Source organism: Streptomyces sp. rh34 (assembly GCF_002551245.1).
GTDB lineage: Bacteria > Actinomycetota > Actinomycetes > Streptomycetales > Streptomycetaceae > Streptomyces.
The window spans coordinates 1-11,011 of the sequence record NZ_NTGZ01000037.1 but is presented as its reverse complement, the minus strand read 5'-3'; the positions used below and the strand labels follow the sequence as shown (position 1 = coordinate 11,011).

Annotated in this window: 5 protein-coding genes; 3 read left to right on the top strand and 2 right to left on the bottom strand. The window is 68.8% G+C overall.

Annotated elements, in window-relative coordinates; genetic code table 11:
• Positions 1-140: 140 nt before the first annotated feature.
• The gene (locus CR470_RS10315; RefSeq protein WP_097867283.1) at positions 141-2,957 is read left to right on the top strand and encodes a glycoside hydrolase family 3 C-terminal domain-containing protein; all 2,817 of its coding nucleotides are present in this window, start codon (positions 141-143) and stop codon (positions 2,955-2,957) included.
• A gap of 108 nt (positions 2,958-3,065) precedes the next feature.
• On the opposite strand, the gene yicI is transcribed toward CR470_RS10315, so the two are convergent.
• Positions 3,066-5,345, bottom strand: a complete 2,280-nt coding sequence (gene yicI, locus CR470_RS10310) for an alpha-xylosidase (protein WP_097867270.1) — start codon at positions 5,343-5,345, stop codon at positions 3,066-3,068.
• A 1,193-nt stretch (positions 5,346-6,538) separates the two neighbouring features.
• On the opposite strand from yicI, the gene CR470_RS39475 reads away from it, so the two are divergent.
• Complete coding sequence (locus CR470_RS39475) at positions 6,539-6,715, top strand: hypothetical protein (RefSeq protein ID WP_179892201.1); 177 nt, start codon at positions 6,539-6,541, stop codon at positions 6,713-6,715.
• 340 nt (positions 6,716-7,055) lie between these two features.
• Here CR470_RS39475 and CR470_RS10300 read toward each other — a convergent pair whose 3' ends face one another.
• On the bottom strand, positions 7,056-8,522 hold the full coding sequence (locus tag CR470_RS10300; protein WP_097867269.1) for a non-reducing end alpha-L-arabinofuranosidase family hydrolase: 1,467 nt from the start codon (positions 8,520-8,522) through the stop codon (positions 7,056-7,058).
• 564 nt (positions 8,523-9,086) lie between these two features.
• Here CR470_RS10300 and CR470_RS10295 point away from each other — a divergent pair.
• On the top strand, positions 9,087-10,520 hold the full coding sequence (locus CR470_RS10295) for an endo-1,4-beta-xylanase (protein WP_097867268.1): 1,434 nt from the start codon (positions 9,087-9,089) through the stop codon (positions 10,518-10,520).
• Positions 10,521-11,011: the final 491 nt, after the last annotated feature.

Below are 11,011 nucleotides of genomic sequence, written 5' to 3'. Positions count from 1 at the left end.
AGTGCCCCCTCATCCCCGGTGAGCACCTGGCGGCGGCGATGGCGTCTTGACACTCCCCCACGAGCACCTTCAGCATCGAAGCGCTTCGAGTCCGGCGTCACTGTTCAGATCGCTCACCCTTGGGGAACTCTGTGACCGACATGCGGCCGTCCTTCCATGACGCCAGCCTCTCCCTCGACGAGCGCGTCGACGACCTGCTCGGGCGGCTCACGCGCGACGAGCGGATCGCGATGGTGCACCAGTTCGCGCCCGCCGTCGAACGCTTGGGCATCGAGGCGTTCCGTACCGGGCAGGAGGCCCTGCACGGCGTCGCGTGGATGGGACCCGCCACCGTCTTCCCGCAGGCCGTGGGGCTGGGAGCCACGTGGAACGAGGGCCTCGTCCGCCGGGTCGGTGAGGCCGTCGGCGAGGAGGTCCGTGCCATGCGGGCGAAGGATCCGAGGGTCGGGCTCAACGTGTGGGCCCCCACGGTCAACCTGCTGAGACACCCGCTGTGGGGCCGCAACGAAGAGGGGTACTCCGAAGACCCCCGGCTGACGTCCGCCATCGCTGTCGCCTACACCCGCGGGCTGCGCGGCGACCACCCCGTCTACTGGCGCACCGCACCGGTGCTCAAGCACTGGCTGGCCCACAACAACGAGACCGGCCGGGACACCAGCTCCTCCTCGATCCGCCCCCGGGTCCTGCACGAGTACGACCTCCGGGCCTTCCGCCCCGCGGTGGAAGCGGGGGCCGTCGCCGGGGTGATGCCCTCGTACAACCTCGTCAACGGCAGGCCGAACCACCTCTCCCCCCTGCTCGAAACACAGCTGCGGACCTGGACCGACCAGCCCCTGGTGGTCTGCTCCGACGCCGGCGCACCCTCCAATCTGGTCGACTCCGAGGACTACTACGACACCCATGAGGAAGCCGTGGCCGCCGCCCTGCGCGCCGGCGTCGACAGCTTCACGGACCACGGCCAGGACTCCTCCGTCACCGTCGGGCGCGTTCGCGGGGCACTCGACCGGGGGCTGCTCGATGACGAGACCGTCGACGAGGCCGTACGCCGGCTGCTGCGGATGCGCTTCTGCCTCGGGGAGTTCGACCCCGAGCTGGACCCGTACGCGAAGGCCACGGCGTTCGACACTCCGGAGCACAGGTCGCTCGCGCGGGAGGCCGCGGAGCAGGCCGTCGTACTGCTCAAGAACGACGGCCTGCTGCCGCTGGCCGAAGGCACTCGCATCGCCCTGGTCGGGCTGCTCGCCGACGAGTGCAAGCTGGACTGGTACAGCGGCACGCTGATCCACCGCTCCACGCCCCTGGACGGGCTGCGCGAGCGCTTCGGCACAGCCGACATCTCCTTCGCCGAAGGCGCCGACCGGGTGCGGCTGCGCACAGCGGCGGGCTGGGTGTGTGTCCCGTCCCCCTCGACGTCGGCAACGGTGCGAGGAGCCGAAGGAGCGCTCGACCCGGCGCTGCTGAGTGGTCGCACCGATCTCGCGCCGCTGACGGTCGGCGGCGAGCCGACGGCGTTCTCCGCGGTGGACTGGGGGCACGGGCTGCTGACCTTCCGGGCCCCCGACGGTGCCTATGTGTCGGTCGCCGAGGACGGCCTCCTGCGCGCGTCGGCCGACCAGCCCGGGGGCTGGGTGGTGCGCGAGACGTTCCGTCCGGAGGAACACGGGGGTGGCCACCTCCTCAAGCATGTCGGCACGGGCCGGTACGTGTCCGTGGCCGCCGAAGGCCTGAAGGTTGCCGAGGAGGGCGATGTTTTCGACATCGTGACCGTGAGCCGCGGTGTGGACGACGTGGCCGCGGCGGCCGCGGCCGCCGACGTGGTCGTCGTCGCCGTCGGCAACGACCCGCACATCAACGGCCGCGAGACCGAGGACCGCACCACGCTGCGCCTGCCCGACCACCAGACCCGGCTGTGGCGCGCGGCCCACGCCGCGAACCCCCGTACGGTGCTGGCCGTCGTCTCGTCGTATCCGTACGCGCTGACCGACGCGGATGCCCTCCTTCCCGCCCTGCTCTGGACCGCCCACGCGGGACAGGCCGCGGGCACCGCGCTCGCCCGGGTGCTGGGCGGCGACGTGTCGCCGGCGGGACGGCTTCCGCAGACCTGGTACACCTCCGACGCCGAACTGCCCGACCTGCTGGACTACGACATCATCGGCAGCCGCCAGACCTACCTCTACTACAAAGGCACCCCCCTCTATCCGTTCGGCCACGGCCTCTCCTACAGCTCCTTCGCCTACGGCCATCTGTCGACCGCGCGTGTCGGCGACACCCTCCGGGTGTCCTTCACCGTGACCAACAGCGGAACGCGTGACGCGGACGAAGTCGCCCAGGTCTACGTCCGGGCGCCGGATTCGGCCGTCCCCAGGCCGCGGCGGCAGCTCCTCGCCCACCGCAGGGTGCGCCTCGCCTCCGGGGCGGCACAGCGGCTGGAGTTCGAGGTGCCCGTCGAGGCACTCGGCTTCTGGGATGTCTCCCGTGGCCGCTGGACGGTCGACCCGGGCCGGCGCGTCATCCTCGTCGGCGCCTCCAGCGCGGACATCCGGCTCACCTCCGACCTGGTCATCGAGGGTGAGGAAACCGCTCCGCGTCCCCTGCCGGCCGGCGGCCTCGATGCCGCGGACTACGACGAACAGCGCGGCACCGTGATCGTGGACCGGACCAGGGTGACCGGCGACGCAGTGACGGCCACGGACGGCCTCACCGGCGAACTGGTCTTCCGGGACTGCGACTTCGAAGACGGGGTCGCCACCGTGTCGGCGGAGATGGCCGCGACCGGTCCGGCCACGGTGGAACTGCGGCTGTCCGACGGAACGTTCCTCGCGTCCTGCACGCCCATCGCCGACGGCCCGTACACCTATGCCGCCACCACCGCCGGTCTCTCGCTGTCCGGCGTGCACGATCTGCACGTCCGGCTGCGCGGCCCGGTACGGCTCGCGAGACTCTCCTTCACCGGCTGAGACCACAGTGAGAGCAGCCCGGCACCTCCACCCAGGTACCGGGCTGCGCCGTGTTCGCCCTCGTCCACGGCGTCGGGCCGGGGCACGGTCGGCCCGGGAAGCGGCTCGTCAGGGCAGGGACACGCCCACTTCACCGGCGCCCCGCGCACAGCCGCCACCGGCCACCTCCACCCGGTAGGGACGATCCGTCCCCACAGCACGCACGCGCAGGCCGTCCCGGTCCTGTACGAGGTGGAAGACCGCCGCCACCCGGCCCGTGAGGTCGGGCACCGTGACCGAACGGCGCAAGGGCGTGCCGTCCGAAGCCGGATGGACGCGCAAGGTCAGCTCGTCCAGCCAGTCGGAGTCCGGCTTCCGGTCGTCCGCGCCGAGGGGCAGTACCGCTCCCGCCCGCACGAAGAGCGGCAGGCTGTCGAAGCCGTGCCTTTCCCGCCGCCACACCGGGCCGGCCACCGTCTCACCGGTCAGCAGATGAGTCCAGGTCCCCCTCGGCAGGTAGTACTCCACCTCGCCGTTCGCGGTGAAGACGGGCGCGACGAGGAGGTCCGGGCCGAGCATGTACTGCCGGTCCAGGGTGCGGCAGGCGGGGTCCTCGGGGAATTCGAGGAGCATGGGGCGCATAACGGGGACGCCGGTGGCGTGGGCCTCGACGGCCACCCCGTAGAGGTAGGGCATGAGCCGGTGCTTGAGCAGGGTGAACTGCCGCGCGACGTCGACGGCCTCCTCACCGAACTCCCACGGCACCCGGTAGGACACGTTGCCGTGCAGCCGGCTGTGCGAGGAGAGCAGGCCGAAGGCGAGCCATCGCTTGAACACGTCCGGGTCCGGGGTGCCCTCGAAGCCGCCGATGTCGTGGCTCCAGAAGCCGAAGCCGCTCAGGGACAGGGAAAGCCCGCCGCGCAGCGACTCGGCCATGGCCTCGAAGGAAGCGAAGCAGTCGCCACCCCAGTGAACGGGGAACTGCTGCCCGCCGGCGGTCGCGGAACGGGCGAAGAGGACGGCCTCACCGGTACCGCGCTCCGCCTCCAGAAGCTCGAAGACGGTCTTGTTGTAGAGGTGGGCGTAGTAGTTGTGCATCCGCTCGGGGTCGGAGCCGTCGTGCCAGACGACGTCCGTCGGCACGCGCTCCCCGAAGTCCGTCTTGAAGCAGTCGACGCCCTGGTCGAGCAGTGGCCTCAGTTTGTTCTGGAACCAGACCCGGGCCTCGGGGTTGGTGAAGTCGACCAAGGCCATGCCGGGCTGCCAGAGGTCCCACTGCCAGATGTCGCCATTCGGCCGCCGGACCAGGTACCCACGAGCGGCGCCCTCCGCGAACAGCGTCGACTTCTGCGCGATGTACGGGTTGATCCACATACTGATCTTCAGCCCGCGGGCCTTCAGCCGGGTGAGCATGCCCTCCGGGTCGGGGAAGGTCTGGGGATCCCACTGGAAATCCGACCACTGGTACGCGCGCATCCAGAAGCAGTCGAAGTGGAAGACGGAGAGCGGGATGTTCCGCTTCTCCATGCCCTCGACGAATGACGTGACGGTGGCCTCGTCGTAGGCGGTGCAGAAGGAGGTGGTGAGCCAGAGGCCGAACGACCAGGCGGGTGGCAGGGCGGGGCGACCGGTGAGGGCGGTGTAGCGGGCCAGCACCTCCTTGGGGGTCGGTCCCGCGACGACGTAGTACTCCAGGGTCTGGTCCTCGACGCTGAACTGGACCTGGCCGACCGACTCCGATCCGACCTCGAAGGACACCTTGCCGGGGTGGTTGACGAAGACGCCGTAGCCGCGCGAGGAGAGGTAGAACGGGATGTTCTTGTACGCCAGCTCGCTGCTGGTACCGCCGTCGGCCTGCCAGATGTCGACGGTCTGGCCGTTCTTGACGAAGGGCGTGAAGCGCTCGCCGAGACCGTAGACCTGCTCACCGACGCCGAGGGCGAGCTGGACGGCCATGTGGTGGGCGCCCTCGGGGGTGGTCACGAAGGCGGTGCCCCTACGCTCGGCGGCGGTCAGCCGTCGGCCGCGTTCGTCCATGAAGTCGAGCCTCCACGGCTTCCCGGTGTCGAGGCGCAGAGTGAGCGGTCCGCTGCGCAATTCGACGAGATCGCCCTCACGCCGGGTGCTTCCCGCGCCGGCCCGCGTCCCCTCGCCCGGCAGCTCGAAGTCGGGCCCGGGGTGCCGCTTGCCCGCGTGATGGGTGACGCGTACGCCGATGACCCCTGCTGCCGGCGAGAAGAACTCGGTGGTGATGAGGGCGGAGTTGAGGGTGTCCCCGCGATGGCGCACGGGCGTGACAGCCGCGTAGGCCGTGATGTGGTCGGCGCTGACATGGAGATCGCGTACTTCGGTGGCGTACGAGGCGCGGACGCCCTCGCGCATCAGCCAGAAGCCGTCGCTGAACTTCATCCGGTGTTCCTTGGTGTGAGGGTGGCGTGATCAGGCGAGGGGTACGGGGCCGAGTCGGTGCGGCACGGCGTTGACCCGCTTCCGACCGGGACTCCGCTTCGGAGCGGGCGAACCGCGCAAGGCGTTTGGGCCGGTGGACCCGTCGGCGGCCATCGGATGCGCCGGGCCGCTCGTGGGAACACCGCCGCGGGCGGCCCCACGCGCGGGCCGACGCGATGGGGGGACCAGGGACCGGCGCGTCCCGCAGATCGACGACGCGCATAGAGCCGCACGCGCCGTCCTCCCCTCGATGGAGGGGTTCCCCGAGGGGCGTGGGCACCGATGTCCCGCATCTGGACTCCCTGCATCGAATCGCTTCGACGAGTTACGTATGCGTTGCCGTCCGACACCGTTCCAACAAACGCCCCTGTGGTCAAGACATTCGCATACGTCCAGGCACCTCACAGGTGTGCCGACTACCCGTATGACTCGATTCGCCCCGCACAGTGTCGAAGCGCTTCACGACGTTCCGCGTACCGGCCGTATCGATGACCTTGCCGGGGTTGCCCCACCGGGCGTATTCCGTGGCGGTGGTCGCCGGCCCGCCCGGGTCCTGGATGCGGATGGTGGTGCCGGATGTCAGGTCGGCGGTGAGGTCGATCCCTCCCCCACCACTCGCCACAACCACGCCGGTCACCGAACAGCGACCCGGGCTTGGTCGGCTGCTCCGGGTGTTCAACCACCGCTTCCGGGGCACCGTTCGTGTTGCTCGGTGACGCGCAGGACTCCTTCACCGGCGAGAACGGCGGCGCCGGCGCCTTCCTCGACACGTACCTCCCCGTCCGCCCCGCCTACCGCCTTCTACCGCGCCGGATACATGCTCCGCCAGCAGGGCTGCGCCGCACTCGCCGACCTGTACGCGGAAGCAGGCGACCAACTGACCCAGCAAGTGGCCCTCGTCGGGGTCGGCGGCCTCACGGGGTGGAGGCGACAGGCGCTTCCGCGCGATCCGTACGGTGGCAGGCCCATGACGGGCGAGGACTTGTGGGAAACATGGATCAACGAACATCCGACGTCGGTTCCAGTCGGCTCTGGAGTCGGACCAGAGAGAGCTGTTCCTCCGTACGCTCGGGCACCGACTGGGAATCTCGGCGCGCGAGATCTTCGTCGGTGACACTCCGGACAGCCTGGGGCAGGCCCGCGCCTGCAACAGGATGATGATCGCCATCTGGTCGCAGCTCGACGCCGCCAAGTCGGCAGGCGCTGCGGGGTATCCGGACGCAGAATTCCTCTCGATCCTCTTGAGCAAGGCCGACACCGCGGATGCCCGGCCATATCTGCGGAGCGCGTTGGAAAACGCGCTGACCTTCGTCGACGGCACCGGCCAGTAGCAGCGCGTCCCGCCCGCGCACAGTGATCGGGTGTCATGCCGGAAGCCCCACCGGCATCCGGCGGTTTCCGGGGATCGCCGCCACACGTGCCCGGTTGTGTCAGGCGGCGAGTAGTTGATGCAGGCGCTCGGCTGGGGTTTCCCGGCCGAGCGCTTCGCGTGGGCGTCCGTTGAGTTCGGCGGCGACGGCGAATCGGTCGGGCTGCTGGGGGGTAGACGTCGACCACCCCCGCGCGCCGTCGCCGTACGAGCGCTGACGTTGTCGGCAGACCGGGCGGGCCCGGCTTTCCGCCGAGCCCGCCGCGACGGCCCCGTACCGGAGCCGGACATGTGTCACGTCGTCAGCGCTGCAGCGTCAGCAGACCGGGGCGGTAGGGCAGGAGGCCGTAGTCGCCGCCGGAGTCGGGGCTGCGCCCCTGGTAGAGAAACTGCAGATTGCAGGGATCGACGGTCATGGTCTGGTCGGGGCTTGAGCGGATCAGTTCGCCGTGGCTGATGTCGTTGGTCCAGGTGGCGCCACTGTTGGCCTTGCCGGCGAAGGGGTTGCTCTCGGTCGCCGCCTGGGGTGTCCACGCGCCGTTCGGACTGGTTGCCGTGAACGAGCGGAAGTAGCGACCCTGCGAGCCGATCGCCTCGACGATCATGAGGTAGCGGTTCTGGCCCTGCAGCTTGTAGACCTGCGGGGCTTCGAACAGGTTGTTCGTCGTATCGCTCATGATCACTGTCGAGGTCGCACCGAAGCTGCCCGGGAAGTTCCCGATCGGCATGCTGGCCCGGTAGATCTTGCCGTTGTCGCCGGCGAAGAACAGGTACATGTTCGTACCGTCACCGATGAGCGTCTGGTCGATGGGGCCTGTTCCGGAGTCGGGGATGCTTCCGGAGAAGAGCACCTGCGGGGATGACCAGCCGTTCGGGTCGGTGGGATCGCTCGACGTCCGGTAGGAGAAGGCGGACCCGCCCCACTGGTAGGCGAGCACCCAGATACTCTTCGGCGCGAAGTAGAAGAGCGTGGGCGCGACGGTGGAAGCTGACATCGCGTTCTGGTCGGCCGAGGCCATCTCCGACCAATCGGAGAACAGGCCGAAGTTCATCGAACCCCAGCGCGTCCCCGTGTCGTGCGTCGTCGCATGGACGAGCTGTTTGCCCTCGTAGGGGACGACGGTGAAGTCCTTCAACGAGACCCACCCCGGCTTGGGCTGCGCCAACGGGCCCGATGACGCCCAGCGGTAGGTCCCCGGAAGATCGCACGGGCCGGTGTTGCCACCGCCGACCTTGACGAGCTGCCACTGCTGGTTGGTGCCGCCCCAGTCGTCGTACTGGACGGTGTTCGCGTTGTCGGCGGTGGAGGCACCTTGTACCTCGAGGGCCTTGCCGCTGTGGCGCGAGATGAACCTCACGTAGCCGTCCGAGCTGTCGGCCAGTCGCCATTGCTGGTTGGCGGCGTTCAGGTCGGTCCACTGGACGATCGATCCGCCGTTCGCGGTGGACCAGTTGTGGACGTCCAGCACCTTGCCCGAGTGGCGGGACTTGATGCGGTAGTAGCCGCCCCCGGAATCGACGAACTGCCACTGCTGCTGGCTCTGATCGTTCCTGGTCCACTGAGTGATGCGGGCGCCGTCGGCGGTCGCCATGTTGTAGACGTCCAGGGCCTTGCCACTGTTGCGATTGACCAGCACGTACGAGGCGTTGGGGTCCACGGTCGCCGCCTCGGCGGGCTGGGCGCCGAGGAAGGTGGCCACGAGCAACAACGGCGCAAGGACCGCGAGCAGGCGTCTTGACCAGGTCGGGGACGAGTGGCGGTACCACATGAGCTGCGCCTCCTAGGAGCTGGGCTGAGGTGACCCTGATGAACAGCGGAGCGGAAGTACCGTGGGTCCGGAATGGTTTCGAAAGTTTCGAGGATTCCCCGATACTTTGACGCCACAAGCTAGGGATGCGGGGTTCTCCGGTCAAGGCTTGCCACTGATCTGGCCATAAAGAGCGCCTCCCCTTCGGGCCTGACAAGCGATCGCGCCGAGCGGACCTCTCCTGAGTGCGCGCCTGCAGTTCGCCACCCCAAGGTGTAGGTACGGAGGAGGAAGTCCGAGCAAGCAGCGTCCGCGCACGCGCCCCGACCGCGACCCCACGGCGTTCCCCGGCGGCGGCGCCGGGGCTGAATTCCTACGCACCAGGGTGTCAGAAAGTTTCGTATCGCCAATCGAAACTTCTCCTGCGGGGAGTATTGACGGCCCATCACCGATGCCTCAATCATCCCTGTCTGAGGAACTGACCGTGGTCCGAGATACCGAACGTCGGCCTCGGCCTTCTGTTCTGCACGGCAGATCCGCGCACCGCATCAGTCCTTTCGTGATTTCCACCTTGGAGGCACAGTCATGGGCTCCTACGCCCCTCCCGGACCCGTTGTCCGCCGGAAAGCTCGCAGTCTGCTGTTGGCGCTGGTCGTCGGCGTCCTCGGTGCGTCCGCCGCGCTGGTCGCGCCACCGGAAGCACACGCCGCCGAGAACACGCTGGGCGCCGCGGCGGCGCAGAGCGGCCGCTATTTCGGCACCGCCATCGCCTCGGGCAGGCTGGGCGACTCGACGTACACGTCGATCGCGAACCGTGAGTTCAACATGGTGACGGCCGAGAACGAGATGAAGATCGACGCCACCGAACCGCAGCGCGGCCAGTTCAACTTCAGCTCCGCCGACCGCGTCTACAACTGGGCGGTGCAGAACGGCAAGGAGGTACGTGGCCACACCCTGGCCTGGCACTCCCAGCAGCCCGGCTGGATGCAGAGCCTCAGCGGCAACGATCTGCGCCAGGCGATGATCGGCCACATCAACGGCGTGATGGCCCACTACAAGGGCAAGATCGTCCAGTGGGACGTCGTGAACGAGGCCTTCGCCGACGGAAGTTCGGGAGCCCGACGCGACTCCAACCTGCAGCGCAGCGGCAACGACTGGATCGAGGTCGCCTTCCGCACCGCGCGCGCCGCCGACCCGTCCGCCAAGCTCTGCTACAACGACTACAACGTCGAGAACTGGACCTGGGCCAAGACCCAGGCCATGTACTCCATGGTCCGGGACTTCAAGCAGCGCGGCGTGCCGATTGACTGCGTCGGCTTCCAGGCGCACTTCAACAGCGGCAGCCCCTACAACAGCAACTTCCGCACCACGCTGCAGAACTTCGCCGCCCTCGGAGTCGACGTGGCCATCACCGAGCTGGACATCCAGGGCGCCTCGCCCACGACCTACGCCAACGTGACCAACGACTGCCTGGCCGTCGAGCGCTGCCTCGGCGTCACGGTCTGGGGTGTGCGCGACAGCGACTCCTGGCGACCGGAGCACACACCGCTGCTGTTCAACAACGACGGTAGCAAGAAGGCCGCCTACTCGGCCGTCCTCAACGCACTCAACGCCGGCGACACAACTGAGCCCCCGGCGGGTTCCGGACAGATCAAGGGCGTCGGTTCGAGCCGCTGCCTGGATGTGCCCAACGCCAGCACCGAAGACGGCACCCAGCTCCAGCTGTGGGACTGCGGCAGCGGCACCAACCAGCAGTGGGTGGCCACCGACTCGGGTGAGTTCCGGGTCTACGGCAACAAATGCCTGGACGCCGCCGGCACGAGCAACGGCAGCAAGGTCCAGATCTACAGCTGCTGGGGCGGCGACAACCAGAAGTGGCGCGTCAACTCCGACGGATCCATCGTCGGCGTCCAGTCCGGCCTCTGCCTCGACGCCGTCGGGACCGGCACCGCCAACGGCACCCAGATCCAGCTCTACTCCTGCTCGAACGGCAGTAACCAGCGCTGGACCCTCACCTGACGGGACCTGCCACAGACGAAGGGACGAACCGATGACGGCCTGCGGTGCCGTTCTCCCGCCCTCCAGGAAGACATCGTTGACGGACCCGGGTCGTCGCAGTGAATCCGGGGTCCGCCGAGGCGGCGGCGGTAGGTAGGACGCCCAGCCTACGCCCCCGAGAGGCGGCCCCGTCGGTGGTGCGGCTGATCAGCATTTCCCACCTGCGTGGTCCTGGCCCGGCCGGGGATGGCACGGGCAGCAGGTCCTGCCGGTTCGCGGGCGGCGCACACGACTGCGCCGCCCGCCTCATCCGGCGGGAGGCCGAAAACACCTTCGCCCCTGTCCAAACAAGGCAGGGGCGAAGGCGCCCTTGTGCCGCGATCGTGAGCGGGGTTCCGTCCTCTCCCAGGCTCCTAGGTTCTGTCGTCAAATGTCACGCCCACATCAGGAGTGATGCGAGGGTGACGGCTGCTTCATAGGACTCGGCGGTCTTGTCGTACCGGGTGGCGATC